The sequence below is a fragment of the Prescottella equi genome, from assembly GCF_020171745.1.
Lineage (GTDB): Bacteria > Actinomycetota > Actinomycetes > Mycobacteriales > Mycobacteriaceae > Prescottella > Prescottella equi_A.
In genome coordinates this window covers 215,209-229,305 of record NZ_JAIVAH010000022.1, presented here as the reverse complement: position 1 = coordinate 229,305, position 14,097 = coordinate 215,209, and the positions used below count along the sequence as shown (strand labels likewise).

At 70.0% G+C, this 14,097-nt stretch carries 14 protein-coding genes; 8 read left to right on the top strand and 6 right to left on the bottom strand.

The window, feature by feature from the left end:
* Nucleotide 1 precedes the first annotated feature (1 nt).
* Both mshC and LCL87_RS19120 read right to left on the bottom strand, forming a co-directional pair.
* Nucleotides 2-1,243, bottom strand: coding sequence for a cysteine--1-D-myo-inosityl 2-amino-2-deoxy-alpha-D-glucopyranoside ligase (gene mshC / locus LCL87_RS19125; protein ID WP_225022561.1), 1,242 nt, complete (start codon nt 1,241-1,243; stop codon nt 2-4).
* 10 nt (nt 1,244-1,253) lie between these two features.
* Nucleotides 1,254-3,401 carry an MMPL family transporter gene (locus tag LCL87_RS19120; RefSeq protein ID WP_225022559.1) on the bottom strand — a complete coding sequence of 716 codons (2,148 nt, stop codon included), beginning with the start codon at nt 3,399-3,401 and terminating at the stop codon, nt 1,254-1,256.
* An 88-nt stretch (nt 3,402-3,489) separates the two neighbouring features.
* On the opposite strand from LCL87_RS19120, the gene LCL87_RS19115 reads away from it, so the two are divergent.
* Nucleotides 3,490-3,945: a MarR family winged helix-turn-helix transcriptional regulator gene (locus LCL87_RS19115; protein WP_225022551.1), complete on the top strand. Its 456-nt coding sequence runs from the start codon at nt 3,490-3,492 to the stop codon at nt 3,943-3,945.
* On the opposite strand, the gene LCL87_RS19110 is transcribed toward LCL87_RS19115, so the two are convergent.
* Genes LCL87_RS19110 through LCL87_RS19095 form a run of 4 tightly spaced genes read right to left on the bottom strand, consistent with a single transcriptional unit; the run spans nt 3,942 to nt 6,973 of the window.
* A complete protein-coding gene (locus tag LCL87_RS19110) occupies nt 3,942-4,763 on the bottom strand; it encodes an Rv2133c family protein (RefSeq protein ID WP_225022549.1) in 822 nt (273 codons plus the stop codon). The two genes, LCL87_RS19115 and LCL87_RS19110, sit on opposite strands and share 4 nt — an antisense overlap.
* Before the next feature lie 5 nt (nt 4,764-4,768).
* On the bottom strand, nt 4,769-5,362 hold the full coding sequence (locus tag LCL87_RS19105) for an Rv2134c family protein (protein ID WP_225022547.1): 594 nt from the start codon (nt 5,360-5,362) through the stop codon (nt 4,769-4,771).
* A gap of 39 nt (nt 5,363-5,401) precedes the next feature.
* The gene (locus LCL87_RS19100; protein ID WP_225022546.1) at nt 5,402-6,091 is read right to left on the bottom strand and encodes a histidine phosphatase family protein; all 690 of its coding nucleotides are present in this window, start codon (nt 6,089-6,091) and stop codon (nt 5,402-5,404) included.
* 36 nt (nt 6,092-6,127) lie between these two features.
* The gene (locus LCL87_RS19095) at nt 6,128-6,973 is read right to left on the bottom strand and encodes an undecaprenyl-diphosphate phosphatase (RefSeq protein WP_225022671.1); all 846 of its coding nucleotides are present in this window, start codon (nt 6,971-6,973) and stop codon (nt 6,128-6,130) included.
* Nucleotides 6,974-7,181: 208 nt separating this feature from the next.
* On the opposite strand from LCL87_RS19095, the gene LCL87_RS19090 reads away from it, so the two are divergent.
* The 7 genes from LCL87_RS19090 (at nt 7,182) to LCL87_RS19060 (ending at nt 14,090) form a co-directional block, all read left to right on the top strand.
* Nucleotides 7,182-8,117, top strand: coding sequence for an aldo/keto reductase (locus LCL87_RS19090; protein ID WP_225022544.1), 936 nt, complete (start codon nt 7,182-7,184; stop codon nt 8,115-8,117).
* Between the two features lie 117 nt (nt 8,118-8,234).
* The gene (locus LCL87_RS19085; RefSeq protein ID WP_225022542.1) at nt 8,235-8,918 is read left to right on the top strand and encodes a biliverdin-producing heme oxygenase; all 684 of its coding nucleotides are present in this window, start codon (nt 8,235-8,237) and stop codon (nt 8,916-8,918) included.
* Nucleotides 8,915-9,934, top strand: a complete 1,020-nt coding sequence (locus LCL87_RS19080) for an ABC transporter substrate-binding protein (RefSeq protein WP_225022540.1) — start codon at nt 8,915-8,917, stop codon at nt 9,932-9,934. The genes LCL87_RS19085 and LCL87_RS19080 overlap by 4 nt, the downstream gene beginning before the upstream one ends.
* Nucleotides 9,931-10,989 carry an iron ABC transporter permease gene (locus LCL87_RS19075; RefSeq protein ID WP_225022538.1) on the top strand — a complete coding sequence of 353 codons (1,059 nt, stop codon included), beginning with the start codon at nt 9,931-9,933 and terminating at the stop codon, nt 10,987-10,989. Before LCL87_RS19080 ends, LCL87_RS19075 begins: the two co-directional genes overlap by 4 nt.
* Nucleotides 10,989-11,855: a heme ABC transporter ATP-binding protein gene (locus tag LCL87_RS19070; protein WP_225022536.1), complete on the top strand. Its 867-nt coding sequence runs from the start codon at nt 10,989-10,991 to the stop codon at nt 11,853-11,855. The genes LCL87_RS19075 and LCL87_RS19070 overlap by 1 nt, the downstream gene beginning before the upstream one ends.
* 125 nt (nt 11,856-11,980) lie before the next feature.
* Nucleotides 11,981-12,973, top strand: a complete 993-nt coding sequence (locus LCL87_RS19065) for an NHL repeat-containing protein (RefSeq protein WP_225022534.1) — start codon at nt 11,981-11,983, stop codon at nt 12,971-12,973.
* Between the two features lie 46 nt (nt 12,974-13,019).
* Nucleotides 13,020-14,090 (top strand): quinone-dependent dihydroorotate dehydrogenase, encoded by a 1,071-nt coding sequence (locus LCL87_RS19060; protein ID WP_225022532.1) that lies wholly within the window; start codon nt 13,020-13,022, stop codon nt 14,088-14,090.
* Nucleotides 14,091-14,097: the final 7 nt, after the last annotated feature.

Here is a 14,097-nt window from a genome sequence, read left to right as displayed (position 1 = left end):
GTCAGCGCAGCTCGACGCCCAGCAGCGCGTCCACCGCGGTCGCGAACGCCGCGGGCGCCGACGCATCCGGTCCGCCGTGATCGACGGCCCGACGTGCCCAACCGTCGATCGCGTCGAGCGCCTTGGGGGTGTCCAGGTCGTCGGCGAGGTGCTGCCGCAGCCGTGCGATCGTGTCGTCGGCGGACGGCGCGGACTCGAGCGCAGCGGCCTTGCGCCACAGGGCGAGCCGCTCCTGCGCGTCGGACAGCACCTGGTCGGTCCACGGGCGGTCCACGCGGTAGTGCCCGGAGAGCAGACCGAGCCGGATGGCGGCGGGATCGACACCCTCGCCGCGCAGCTTCGACACGAACACGAGGTTGCCGCGACTCTTCGACATCTTCTCACCGTCCAGCCCGATCATGCCGGTGTGCACGTAGTGGCGCGCGAAACGCTCGGTGCCGGTGGCGGATTCGGCGTGCGCCGCGGAGAACTCGTGGTGCGGGAAGATCAGGTCGCTGCCGCCACCCTGGATGTCGAAGCCCGACCCGATGCGGTTGAGGGCGATCGCGGCGCACTCGATGTGCCAGCCGGGACGGCCCGGCCCGAACGGCGACGGCCACGACGGCTCACCCGGACGCTGCGCGCGCCACACCAGCGCGTCCAGCGGATCGCGCTTGCCGGCGCGGTCCGGGTCGCCGCCACGCTCGGCGAAGAAGTGATCCATGGTGGCGCGGTCGTAGCCGGACTCGTAGCCGAACTGCGCGGTGGCGTCCGCCCGGAAGTACACGTCGGGGAACTCGGGGTCGTCGACCACGTAGGCCGCGCCGGAGGCGACGAACTTCTCGACCAGTTCGACGACCTCGCCGATCGACTCCACGGCCCCGATGTAGTCCTGCGGCGGGAGCACCCGCAGCGCCTCCATGTCCTCACGGAACAGGGCCGTCTCGCGCATGCCGAGCACCACCCAGTCCTCGCCGTCACGGTCGGCGCGCTCGAACAGCGGGTCGTCGACGTCGGTGACGTTCTGTACGTAGTGCACGCCGTGGCCTGCGTCCCGCAGGACCCGGTTCACCAGGTCAAACGTCAGATAGGTGGCGGCGTGACCGAGGTGGGTCGCGTCGTACGGCGTGATGCCGCACACGTACATCTTCGCCGTCGCGCCCGGAGTGACCGGCCGCACCTGCCGATCCGCGGTGTCGTAGAGCCGGAGGGCCGGCCCCTGACCGGGCACGGACGGGACTGCGGTGTCGGACCAAGACTGCATGGGAACGAGCCTAGTGGAGAGTCGATTCCGCCCTCGCGGGCGGCGTGGTTGACGGCTCCGGTGCCGACGCCAGACGGCTCGGCCACCAGATCCGTTGCCCGATGTCGACGGTGAGTGCGGGCACCAGCAGCGAGCGCACCAGCAGGGCGTCGAGCAGCACGCCGAACGCCACGATGAAGGCGATCTGCGCGAGGAACAGCAGCGGGATCACCGCGAGCGCCGAGAACGTGGCTGCCAGCACCACACCCGCCGACGTGATCACGCCGCCGGTCACCGTCAGCGCCCGCAGCGCACCCCGTCGGGTGCCGACGCGCATTGCCTCCTCGCGCACCCGGGTCATGAGGAAGATGTTGTAGTCGATGCCGAGGGCGACGAGGAACACGAACGCGAACAGCGGCACCACCGGATCTGCGCCGGGGAAACCGAAGAGGTGATCGAACACCAGCGACGAGACCCCGAGCGTCGCCGCGAACGACAGCACCACGGTGCCCATCAGCAGCAACGGCGCCAGCAGCGACCGCAGCAGCAGCGCGAGGATCGCGAACACCACCAGGATCACGACCGGGATGATGACCGTCCGGTCCCGGATCGAGGTGTTCTTGGTGTCGAGATCGGTCGCGGTCGGCCCGCCCACCAGGGCGTCCGCGCCGGGCACCGCGTGCACCGACTCGCGCAGCCGCTCGATCGTGCGTTCGGCGGCGAGCGAGTCCGCCGGATCGGTGAGCGTCGCCTGGATCGCGACCCGGCCATCCATGACCCGTGGGGCCGTCTCCCCCGGTGCCGTGACGGCTTGCACCTCGCTCACGCCGTCGACCCGGGACGCCGCGAGTACGCCGTCGAGCGCACCGGCGTCGGCGACGACAATCGCGGGCGAACCGGATCCGGCGTCGAAGTGCTCACCGAGAACCTGCTGACCGGCGACGGAGTCGACGTCGAGCAGGAAGACGTCGGACTGCGCCACACCGCTCGCCTTGAACATCGGCAGCAGGAGCGCGAACGCCGCGAGCACAAGCGTCGACGCGACCCAGAACCGTCGCGGATGCGCGCCCACCCGGCGTGCCAGGCCACCCCAGAACCGGTGATCGGCCGCCTCGTCACGGTCGGCGTGCGCCGGGTCGAACGCCGGGCGCTTGGGCCAGAAGGCGACGCGGCCGAACAGCACCAGCACCGCGGGCAGGTACGTCATCGACGCCACGAACGACGCGGCGATTCCCAGCGCGGCGACCGGCCCCAGGCCGCGGTTGGAGTTCAGGTCCGACAGCAGCAGGCACAGCACGCCGGCGATCACCGTGCCGGCGGACGCCGCGACCGGCTCGAGGGTGGCCCGCCAGGCCCGCTTCATCGCGTCGAACCGGTCGGATTCGTTGTGCAGTTCCTCTCGGTAGCGCGCCACCAGCAGCAGCGCGTAGTCGGTGGCGGCGCCGAACACGAGGATGAACAGGATGCCCTGGCTCTGCCCGTTGAGCGCGATCGCGCCGGCGTCGGCGAGCAGGTAGACCAGCAGGCTCGCGAGGCCCAGCGCGAACACCGCCGACGACAGCACCAGGAACGGCAGCAGCGGGCTGCGGTAGACCACCACGAGGATGAGCAGGACCACCGCGGCCGCCACCAACAGCAGCAGCCCGTCGATGCCCTTGAACGCCGTCGTGAGGTCGGCGACCTGCCCGGCCGGACCGGTCACCAGCACGGTCAGCCCGTCCGGCGGGCTGCTCAGGTCGCCACGCAGCGCCTCGACGCTGTCACCGACGTCGACCGTCGAATCGATCGGCACGATCATCTGCAGAGCCCGGCCGTCCTCGGACGGGATCGGCGGCGACGTCCGGTCGCCGAAGCCTTCCTGCCCGGCCACCGCAGCGCCCGCCTGTGCCAGGAAGTCGGCATCGGACGGCGTTGTCCCCGAATCGCGTTCGGCGACGACGATCGCCGGAACGAACCGGGTGTCGGTGAAGCCTTCGTACAGCGCCCCCGCTTCGGTGGCCTCCGCGGACGCCGGCAGGAACGCGGTGTTGTCGTTCTGCTGGACCTCGCCGAGCTTGCCGGCGAACGGCCCGCCGAAGCCGCCGACGCCGAGCCACACGAGCACCAGCACCGCCGGGAGCAGCCACCGCCAGCGGGACGTGCGGCGGGGTGCCGAATTGTTGGTTGCCGGCTTGCTCACGGGGCCTCCGGGGTCGGTCGACGGCTACTCTCGGGACACTTCGCACCGAAGTTTATTCAGCCCGCTGAACAATTGCACGGAGACGCCCTTGTCCCAGCCCGATCCGACCCGCCCGGCGGCCCCCGGCGGCTTCGACGCGTGGCCCACCGGACGGCTGCTGTCGACGGCGGCACGCCTGGTGGAGCACTCGTGGGAAGAGCTGCTGCGCGCCCACGGCACGACCCATGCCGGCCTGATCGCGATGCACACCCTCACCGACGGTCCTCGCTCGCAGCGCGACATGGCCCGCGCATGCCGCGTCACCGACCAGACGATGAGCCGGACGGTCGAACGCCTCGAACGCGGCGGCTTCGTCACCCGCGCGACCGATCCGGGCGACGAACGCCGGCAACGAGTCTCGATCACCGCGTCGGGCCGCGACACCTACACAAGGCTCCTCGCCCTCGAACAGGACGACGAGTCGCTCACCTCGGCCGTGTCCGATCCGTCCGCACTACGCGCGCTGCTGATCGAGTTGATCCGCGCCCGGCAGGACGGCACCTAGAACGCGGGCCACGGGATGGGGCGCGAACCCGCGGGATGCGGCATCACCGGCTCCCGGAGCAGCATCGCCACGCGCTCGCGCAGCGCCTCGATCTCGCCCACCGTGATGTGCTCGGCGAGCACCGACGGCAGTTCATCGCCCGACAGTCGCTCGGCCAGCCTGGACACATCGGCCACGAGGTCGTCCGAGACGGGTGCCCCGGCCCACCCCCACAGCACGGTCCGGAGCTTGTCCTGCTCGTGCAGGCAGATGCCGTGGTCGACTCCGTACACCGAGCCGTCGACGCCCTCGAGCGCGTGACCGCCCTTGCGGTCCGCGTTGTTGAGCACGATGTCGAGGACCGCCATCCGCTGCAGCCGCGGATCGTCGGCGTGGATCAGCGACACCTCCGTGCCCTGGACGTCGAGTGCCCGCAGCACCTCGAGCCATCCCGGGGGCACCTCCTCGGGCGGGCAGATGTCCACGAGCTCCGGTTGCCCACCGACCTCGGGATGCCGTTCCGGGGTGTCGATCCACCGCTGGACCATGCCCGGACCGAACGGGCCGTCCCGCAGGATCGTCGGCGGAATGACGCCCCACCCGAGTTCCTCGGAGATCAGGTACGACGCGACCTCCCGCCCGGCGAGCGTCCCGTCCGGAAAATCCCACAGGGGCTGCTCGCCGCGGATCGGCTTGTACACACAGCGCACCGACCGTCCGTCGATGGACGCGTCACACACGAGGGTCGCGTTGCTGGCGTGCACGATCCGACCGACCAGGGTCAGCTCGCCCTCCGCGAGCAGTGCGCCGTCGGCGGGATCGAGTGGGTCGATCGGCACCGCGGTCAGAGCTCTTCCCCGAACTCGACGGAGGAGTCGAACCCGGCGATCCGGCGATATCCGTTGGTGCGGATGCACACGTGGCCGTCGGAACCGAGTGGTTCCCCGCACAGCGGGCACGGTGCCCGACCGGCCGCGATGACCCGCTCGGATCGCAGCGCGAACTCGCGGGCCTGGACCGGGGTCAGGAAGACGCGGACCGCGTCCGGCCCCTCCTCGGTGTCGTCGAGGACGACCGATTCGTCGAACTCCGTCTCGCTCACCGCGAGCAACTCGACCACGACCGATTCGGCCTCCGCATCCCAGCCGAGGCCCATCGTGCCCACCCGGAACTCCACGTCGAGCGGTGTCTCGAGCGGACTCAGATCACCGAGTTCCCCGGCCTCGGGTGGCACCGCCGTCCCGAACCTGCGGTGCACCTCCTCGAGCAGTAGCCCCATCCGGTCCGCGAGCACCTGCACCTGCTGCTTCTCGAGCAGCACGCTCACCACCCGGGCGTCGTGGACGGCCTGGAGATAGAAGGACCGGTCGCCCGGCTCTCCGACCGTCCCCGCAACGAATCGATCAGGGGTGCGGAAAACGTGTATCGCGCGCGGCATTGCACCTCCTCGAATTCTGCGTACCGCCTCATTATCCGCCTAGCGGCCGTTACCGACCTCACCGCCGGGAACCGGCTCGCGCGCGTCGGGTTTGTGCCCCCGCCCGTCCAGGCCTGTCAGATCACCGCCGGTGTCGTTCATCCGCAGGACATACGGTCTGGTGTCGGTGTACCGGACGACGCTGATCGAGGCAGGTTCGGTGACGATGCGCTGGAACCCGTCGAGATGTGTGCCGACCGCGTCGGCGAGTACGGCCTTGATCACGTCACCGTGGCTGCAAGCGACCCACAGCACGTCGGCCCCGTGCTCGTCGGCGAGCCGACGGTCGTGCTCCCGCACCGCCTCCACGGCGCGGGCCTGCACCTGCGCCAGACCCTCGCCACCGGGGAAGACCGCGGCGGAGGCATGCTGCTGGACGACCTTCCAGAGCGGTTCCTCGACCAGTTCCTTCAGCTCTCGCCCGGTCCACTGGCCGTAGTCCACCTCGACCAGACGATCCTCGACGCGGGGAGTGATTCCACGATCTACGGCCAGCGGGGCGACCGTCTGCTCACAGCGCAGCAGCGGCGAGTGGACGATCTCCGCGACCGCGAGCCCGGCCAGCCGGTCGACCACGCCCTTCGCCTGCTCCACACCCAGTTCGTCGAGCGCGACACCCGCCGACCGACCGGCCAGTGTGCGCGCCGTGTTCGCGGTCGAACGTCCGTGTCGGAGCAGGATCACCGTCATGCGCTACAGCCTAGTGGGATCCCGCTCCGACGCCGGTCACGTCGCCGAGACCACGCCGGTCGTGAGCAGTGCGAGCACGAGTACGCCGAGCACGATGCGGTATCCGACGAACCAGTACATCGAGTGGTTGACGACGAAGCGGAGCAGCCACGCGATCGAGGCGTAGCCGATCGCGAACGCGATGAGGGTGGCGACCAGCAACTGCGGACCGGACGCGATCAGACCCTCGCCTGCCGGCTCGAATGCATCCGGGAGACTGAACAATCCGGACGCGACCACCGCGGGGATCGCGAGCAGGAACGAATACCGGGCGGCCGCCTCACGGGTGAGTCCGAGGAAGAGACCGGCGCTGATGGTGCCGCCCGAGCGCGAGACGCCGGGGATCAGCGCGAGCGCCTGCGCCGAGCCCATGATGATGCCGTCCCGGGCCCGCAGGTCCTCGATGGGACGCGTCTTGCGTCCGTAGTACTCGGCCGCCGCGATCACCAGCGCGAACACGATCAGCATGGTCGCGATCAGCCACAGATTCCTTGCGCCGGTGCGAATCTGGTCCTTGAACAGGAACCCCAGCACGCCCACGGGAATCGTGCCGAGGATCACGTACCAGCCCATGCGGTAGTCGAGGTCGGAGCGATGCTCGGCATGGAACAGGCCCCGGAACCACGCGACGACGATGCGTCCGATGTCGCGCGCGAAGTACAGCAGCACAGCGGCTTCCGTGCCCAACTGGGTGACGGCGGTGAAGGACGCGCCGGCATCGGTACCGAAGAAGATCTCGGACACGATGCGCAGGTGTCCGGACGACGAGATGGGCAGGAACTCCGTCAGACCCTGCACCGCTCCGAGGACGATCGCCTGGAGCCAGGTCATGGCCTCGCCGATCACGCGAGGCACCCCGGGCCACACGAGAAGCGGGCAGTACGGCGGATGAGGTTGGGGGCATCCGGATTACACGCGTGTAGTCCAAGTTTCACGGCACAGACGGTACCCGGCGTGGCTGTACTCGGCGCGCCGTGCGCGCCACTAGTGTTCTTGATCGGCGGGTACCACTCGCCGACGAAATTCATCCGGTGTCGAGGCGTGGGCGGTTATGGAATACAGAGCAGTGGGATCGAGCGGGCTGCGAGTGTCGAGGCTCGGTCTGGGCACCCTGCACTGGGGCCGGGACACCGACGGCGACGAGGCCGCGGCTCAGCTGTCCGCGTTCGTCGACGCGGGCGGCACGCTCGTGGACACCTCCCCCGCGTACGGCGACGGCAAGGCGCAGCGGCTGCTCGCGGAACTGCTCGACGACGTCGTACCGCGTGACTACCTGATCCTCGGCGGCAGCGCCGGGATCAACCCGTTCGCGCCGCCCGAGCAGCGGGTGGACTGCTCACGCCGCGGACTGCTGACCCAGCTCGACGCGACGCTGCGCGAACTCGGCACCGACCACCTCGACATGTGGCAGGTCGCGACGTGGGACCGACTGACCCCCGTCGACGAGATCGCCGACACCCTCGACTACGCCGTCACCAGCGGACGGGTCCGCTACACCGGCGCGCGCGGCTACCTGGGATGGCAACTGGCCACCGCCGCGGGTCGCTCCGGCCCGGGACGACTCGTCGCCACCCAGGCCGAGTACTCGCTGCTCGCCCGCGGCGTCGAGGAGGAACTGCTGCCGGCCGCCGCGCACCACGGCATCGGCGTCTTCGCGGCGGTCCCGCTCGCCGGTGGCGTGCTCACCGGCAAGTACCGGGACGGCATCCCGGCCGATTCGCGCGGCGCGGACCCGGCTCACGCCGTGGAGGTGCGCAGCTATCTGACCGAGACGTCGGTCCGGGTCGTGGACGCCGTCCTCACCGCCGCAGACGGTCTCGGCACCTCACCTCTCGCGGTCGCACTGGCATGGGCACGGGACCGTCCGGGCATCGCGAGCGCCGTTGTCGGAGCACGCGATCTGGCGCAGTTGACCGGCGTGCTGTCGGCCGAGGATCTCGTCCTCCCCCCGGCGATCGCCGCGGCTCTCGACGACGTGAGCGCGTGAAATCGGGCGCGCGTCCAACTTTCGGTTGATTCTCGGTAGTTAGCGACGACAAGCATGCGAGGATAGGCTAACCTCGTGTCCGTTGTGTTTGACGGATGTTGTCGTGAAGGAGATCACATGGACGTGCTCGACCAGGGTACCGAGGCGGGCGAACTCGCCGGTTTCGCCGAGCGCATCAAGGCCGAGACGGATGCGGCCCACCGCGCCACCGAGCAGTCCCGATTCGTCGGCGATCTCCTTGCGGGCAAGCTGACGAAGGACGGCTACGCGGCCCTGCTGGCGCAGACGTACCTCGTGTACGAGGTGCTCGAGCGCGCCGCCGACGCACACGTCGCGAACCCGATCGCCGCGCCGTTCATCACCGACGATCTCGTCCGCCTGCCGTCCCTCGCGGCCGACCTCGAGTTTCTCCTCGGCCCCACCTGGCGCGAGCAGGTTGTCGCGACGCCCGCGACGGCCGCGTACGTCGCCCGCCTCGAGGAGGTCGCGTTCGACTCGGCCGCCGATTTCGTCGCGCACCACTACCTGCGCTACATGGGCGACCTGTCCGGCGGGCAGATCATCCGGCGCATGCTCGAGCGTGCCTACGGCTACGAGGTCGACGGACTGCGCTTCTACATCTTCGACCAGATCGAGAAGCCGAAGGTCTTCAAGGACGAGTACCGTGCCAACCTCGACGCCGCGCCCCTGTCGGCCGACGAGCAGGCCCGTTTCATCGCCGAGGTGAACATCGCATACGGCCTCAACGGCGCCCTGTTCTCGGACCTCGAGGCCGATATCGATCGCTACCTTGTGAAATGAGATCTTTGCTCTCCCGGCTCCTCGTCGTAGCCGCCTCGGCCGCGACCGTGGTCTCGCTCGCCGCGTGTACGTCGGTCACCACCGGCGACACCGAGCAGCGCGGCCAGACCACCGCGGTGGTCGCCGACGCCGATCCACGGCCCATCGCGAACGATCCGGCCCCGCAGTTGCCGGTCACGGTGCGCGGCTTCGACGGTGTCGATGTCACCGTGACCGATGCCAGCCGCATCGTCACCGCCGATCGGTACGGCACCCTGACCGAGACGGTGTTCGCTCTCGGTCTCGGCGGCAACGTCGTCGGGCGTGACACCGCGTCGGCGTTCCCGGCTGCGAAGGACATCCCGAACATCACGCCCGGCGGGCAGTCGATGAACGCCGAGGCCATCCTGAACCTCGCGCCGACCGTCGTGCTGACCGACACCAGCATCGGCCCCAAGTCGGTGCAGGATCAACTGCGGGCGGCGGGTGTTCCGGTCGTGTTCTTCGATCCCACCCGCACCCTCGAAGGCGTGTCCGGGCAGATCACCGCGGTGGCACGGGCACTCGGCGTGCCGGAGCAGGGAGAGCAACTCGTCACGCGTACCGAACAGGAGATCGCGGACGCGAAGGCGATGGTGCCCGCAGGTTCCGAGAACCTGAAGATCGCGTTCCTCTACATGCGTGGACCATCGATCACGATGCTGGCCGGCCCCGGCTCGGGAGCGGATTCGCTGATCGAGGCGCTCGGCGCCACCGATGCCGGCACCGCCTCCGGATTGACCAGTGAATTCGTTCCGATCACGAGCGAGGCCATGATCGCTGCAGCACCCGACGTCATGCTCATGATGAGCGGCGGTCTCCAGTCCATCGGAGGCGTCGACGGGCTGGAGAAGGTTCCGGGCATCGCCCAGACGCCCGCCGGCCAGAACAAGCGCGTCGTCGACATGGCGGACACCCAGCTCCTCAGCTTCGGCTCCAACACCGGCCAGGTACTGGCGGCGCTGGCCGAGGCGATCTACCACCCCACCGCGGAATGAGCACGACCGTCACCAGTCGGCCGAGGGTGCGGGCCGGCACAGTCGTGATCGGGCTGGTGGTCCTGCTGGCAGCGCTGGCGCTCGCGTCGGCGTGCATCGGCCAGGTGCCCACCAGCCCGGCCGAGGTCCTCGGCAGTGTCCTGCATCGGATCGGCCTCGACATCGGACCCATGCCGTCGCATCCCGCCGGCGAGGTCACGCTGTGGCAGGTGCGGTTCCCGCGCGTGATCCTCGCGATCCTCGTGGGCGCGGCGCTGGGGTGCTCCGGCGCCCTGCTCCAGGGCGTGTTCTCCAACCCACTGGCCGAACCCGGTGTCATCGGCGTCTCCGCCGGTGCGGCGGTCGGCGCGAGCGCGGCCATCGTCCTCGGCGGCGCGTTCACGGCCGGCGCCGCAGTGGCGGGTGCGGCGTTCGTCGCCGGCCTGATCACCACGACGCTGGTCTACCTGCTCGCCCGGTCGGAGGGACGCACCGAGGTCGTCACGCTCGTGCTCACCGGTGTCGCGATCAACGCGTTCGCGGGCGGCCTCATCGCATTCTTCACCTTCGTGGCCAGCCCCGCGGCCCGCGACCAGATCGTGTTCTGGCAACTCGGCAGCCTCAACGGCGCCACCTGGAACGCCGTGGCGATCGTCGCCCCGATGGCGATCGCCGGTATCGCGGCGTCGATGCTGATCGCCCCCAAGCTCGATCTGCTCGCGCTCGGCGAGAGCGCGGCCCGGCACCTCGGCGTCGACGTCGAGAAGCTGCGTCTGTTCGCGATCGTGATCGTCGCGGTGCTGGTGTCGTCCGGAGTCGCGTTCACGGGCATCATCCTGTTCGTGGGCCTCGTCGTCCCGCACGTGATGCGCATGCTGGTCGGCCCCGGACACCGCCTGCTGCTCCCCGCCAGCGTGCTGGGCGGAGCGGTGGTCCTGTTGGCAGCCGACCTCGGCGCACGCACGCTCGTGGAGAACGCAGACCTCCCGCTCGGCATGCTCACCTCGCTCGTCGGCGGTCCGTTCTTCTTCTGGCTGCTCCGCCGCACCCGGTCCCGGCAGGGAGGGTGGGCGTGATGACCTCACTACTCGACCGCGCCCGTAATCTGTTCGGTCACGAGGTCGCCGAACCGGGCCGCACCGAAACCGGGTCCGTCACCATGCGGGCCAACGGGATCAGCGTCGAACGCGGCGGACGCACCGTCCTCGACGGCGTCGACATCGTGGTTCGCGCCGGCGAGGTCCTCGCCCTCGTCGGACCTAACGGCGCCGGTAAATCGACCCTGCTGGCGGCACTGTCGGGCGATCAGCCGGTCGTGGCGGGCACCGTCGAACTCGACGGCCGATCCCTCGCCGACTGGACGCCGGCAGAGATGTCACGGCGCCGCGCGGTGCTGCCGCAGCAGCACACCGTCGGGTTCTCGTTCACCGCACGTGACGTGGTCCGGATGGGACGTGCCCCGTGGCAGCGCACGGATCGCGGAGCGGACGACGAGCGGGTGATCGACGAGAGCCTGGCGATCTGTGATGTCGCGCACCTCGCCGATCGACCGTTCAGCGTCCTGTCCGGCGGAGAACGCGCCCGGGTCGCCCTGGCACGGGTCCTCGCCCAGGACACCGAGACGGTGCTCCTCGACGAACCGACCGCGGCGCTGGACCTGGGCCACCAGGAGTCGGTGATGACGATCGCCCGGGCGCGTGCAGCAGACGGCGCTGCCGTCGTCGTAGTGCTCCACGACCTGGGGTTGGCCGCGGCCTACGCCGACCGGATCTGTGTTCTCGAGGACGGGCACGCCGCCGCGGACGGGACGCCGGCCGAGGTGTTCACCGAGGAACTTCTCAGCCGCGTGTACGGGCATCCGGTCGAGGTGTTCGAGCACCCGCGTTCGGGCGCCACGCTGGTCCTTCCCCGCCGTGACGACGGGCCGACCGCGCGACACTGAGCGCCCGCGGGTGTCGTCCGCCTCACGATCGCGACGACCAGGTTTCGGGCGGGCCCTGTCGATCATGGATGCTAGATGGCGAGCGACCACGCAGCATCCCTGCATCATCTCCAAGGAGCACACCCATGCGACTACCCGCGCCGCGAATCACCGCTTGCACGATCGGGGCCGCGCTGCTGTTGCTCACCGGGTGTTCGAGCGAGAAGGACGGCGACAGCCTCCAGACGATCGAACCGGCCACCGCGGCGGTCTCGCCGGCCGAGGCAACCCCGTCGGGATCGGTCGAGGCCCTCGGCCGCCCGGTGGACGCGCTCGCGTTCGATCCGGTGACCGGCACGACGGCTGTCCTCACCGACGGCGGCACGAACCTGCTGCTGCAGGGTGCCGGTGAACCGCGCACCGTCACGCTCGACGGGCGCGCCGTCGACATGTCCGTGGCCGCAGAGGGACGGGTGCTGCTGCCGATGGACGGACGGGTGCAGATCGTGGACACCGCGTCCGGCGAGAAGTCGGCGGTCACCGTCGACGGTGACGCCCGCTCCGCGCTGTTCCTGCCCGACGGCAAACTCGCGGTCGGCCTCGCCAGCGGCAAGATCCAGCTCGTCGACGCCGCAGGCTCGGTCACCGAGACGATCTCCGGCCTTGCCTCGGTCGACGAACTGGCGCTCACCGACGGCGACCTGAGCGCCCTGGACCGCCGTCAGACCTCGCTCACCGAGATCGACCTCGCGGACTCGTCGCTGGGCATGGCACTGCGCGCCGGCGAGGGCGCCACGCACCTCGTCACCGACGAACACGGACGCATCCTCGTCACCGACACCGCGGGCGACGAACTGCTGGTCTTCACCACCGACGCGCTGATCATGCGGCAGCGTTACCCCGTCCCGCACGCCCCGTACGCGCTCGCGTACGACGATCGCACCGACCTTGTCTGGGTGACCCTCACCGGCAGCAACAAGGTCATCGGCTTCGACCTGTCCACCGGGGTGCCCGTCGAGAAGGGTCGCTTCGACACCGTCCGTCAGCCGAACTCCGTCACTGTCGACACCAAGACCGGCACACTCGTCGTCGGCTCGGCCACCGGCGACGGCCTGCAGCGGATCCCGCTGGCGGGCTGATCACCGCCACCCATCACGTTTCCGGCATCTGGCCTCGAGGAGATTCGTGTACTACCTGCTTCTTCGTCTGATGTTCCGGGTTCCCCCGGAACGCATCCACCATCTCGCGTTCGCCGCGATGCGGCTCGTGACGCGCTTCGCGCCGATCCGTGCGCTGGTCGCGAAGGTGCTCGTCGTCGACGATCCCGTGCTCCGGACGAAGGCGTTCGGGGTCGACTTCCCCGCACCGGTCGGCCTGGCGGCCGGCTTCGACAAGGACGCGACGGGTGTCGACACGTGGGGCCCGCTGGGCTTCGGCTTCGCCGAGGTCGGCACCGTCACCGCGCAGGCACAGCCCGGCAACCCGGCGCCGCGCCTGTTCCGCCTGCCCGATGACCGGGCGCTGGTGAACCGGATGGGGTTCAACAACCACGGTGCCGGCAACGCCGCCAACCACCTGCGGCACCGTCGGGGCGACGTCCCGATCGGCGCCAACATCGGCAAGACGAAGATCGTCGCGGCCGAGGACGCGCCCGCCGACTACACCGCGAGCGCCCAGCTGCTGGGCCCGTTGGCCGACTTCCTCGTCGTCAACGTCAGCTCCCCCAACACGCCCGGTCTGCGTGACCTGCAGGCCGTGGAATCGCTGCGCCCGCTGCTGCAGGCCGTCCTCGACACCGTGCACATCCCGGTGCTGGTGAAGATCGCCCCCGATCTGTCCGACGAGGACGTCGACGCGGTCGCCGACCTCGCGGTCGAGCTGGGCCTGGCGGGCATCGTCGCGACCAACACCACGATCGCGCGTACCGGGCTGAACACGCCGCAGTCGCGGATCGAGGAGATCGGCGCGGGCGGGCTGTCCGGCGCACCGGTCGCCGCCCGCTCGCTCGAGGTGCTGCGGCGCCTGTACGGCCGGGTCGGCGACAAGCTGGTCCTGATCTCGGTGGGCGGCATCGAGACCGTCGACCAGGCGTGGGAGCGGATCCTGGCGGGCGCGACGCTCGTCCAGGGCTACACCGGGTTCATCTACGGTGGCCCGTTCTACGCCAAGAAGCTGCACAAGGGTCTGGCCCGCAAGGTTCGCGAGTCCGGCTTCCGGTCGATCTCGGACGCCGTGGGCGCGGGCGCACGCACCTAGGCCCCCT

Excerpts from the sequence above, each read along its gene's own strand:
- LCL87_RS19100 (WP_225022546.1), bottom strand. The coding sequence starts at position 6,091 with ATGACGGTGATCCTGCTCCGACACGGACGTTCGACCGCGAACACGGCG.
- LCL87_RS19090 (WP_225022544.1), top strand. The coding sequence starts at position 7,182 with ATGGAATACAGAGCAGTGGGATCGAGCGGGCTGCGAGTGTCGAGGCTC.
- LCL87_RS19085 (WP_225022542.1), top strand. The coding sequence starts at position 8,235 with ATGGACGTGCTCGACCAGGGTACCGAGGCGGGCGAACTCGCCGGTTTC.
- LCL87_RS19080 (WP_225022540.1), top strand. The coding sequence starts at position 8,915 with ATGAGATCTTTGCTCTCCCGGCTCCTCGTCGTAGCCGCCTCGGCCGCG.
- LCL87_RS19070 (WP_225022536.1), top strand. The coding sequence starts at position 10,989 with ATGACCTCACTACTCGACCGCGCCCGTAATCTGTTCGGTCACGAGGTC.
- LCL87_RS19065 (WP_225022534.1), top strand. The coding sequence starts at position 11,981 with ATGCGACTACCCGCGCCGCGAATCACCGCTTGCACGATCGGGGCCGCG.
- LCL87_RS19105 (WP_225022547.1), bottom strand. The coding sequence starts at position 5,362 with ATGCCGCGCGCGATACACGTTTTCCGCACCCCTGATCGATTCGTTGCG.
- LCL87_RS19075 (WP_225022538.1), top strand. The coding sequence starts at position 9,931 with ATGAGCACGACCGTCACCAGTCGGCCGAGGGTGCGGGCCGGCACAGTC.
- mshC (WP_225022561.1), bottom strand. The coding sequence starts at position 1,243 with ATGCAGTCTTGGTCCGACACCGCAGTCCCGTCCGTGCCCGGTCAGGGG.